This window comes from Gordonia sp. i37, assembly GCF_002043085.1.
In the GTDB taxonomy this organism is placed as follows: Bacteria; Actinomycetota; Actinomycetes; order Mycobacteriales; family Mycobacteriaceae; genus Gordonia; species Gordonia polyisoprenivorans.
Genome location: NZ_MVPX01000686.1, coordinates 1 through 291 on the forward strand (window position 1 = coordinate 1; position 291 = coordinate 291).

The window sequence follows — 291 nt, forward strand, 5'->3', positions numbered from 1 at the left end:
GGTGGAAGTTGTATTCGTAGTCGGGTGGTTCCAGCGTCGGCGTGCGGTGGTCTCGAGACGCGTCGTGCTCGCTGCGCTCGCTCGGCGCTCCTCGACCATCGGGAGGGGGGCGCGCTCGGCAGGCATCAAGAGACCGGTGCTCCTCGACCTGATCATCAGGGGGCCGGCCCTTTCCTCGGTCGTCGAGGTGTGACGAGCCGCTAGGCGAGGAGCCTCGAGACGCGGTGACCCGGTGCTGGGTGTCGGCCCGGTGTGAATATAACTTCCACGGAATCGGCTCGAAAACCCTGT

1 protein-coding gene is annotated in these 291 nt (G+C 66.0%); it reads left to right on the plus strand.

Annotation, left to right across the window (positions count from 1 at the left end):
• Positions 1–193, plus strand: a 193-nt coding sequence (locus B1964_RS30820) for a hypothetical protein (RefSeq protein ID WP_216354316.1), incomplete at its 5' end; no start/stop codon positions are given.
• Between the last annotated feature and the right edge of the window lie 98 nt (positions 194–291).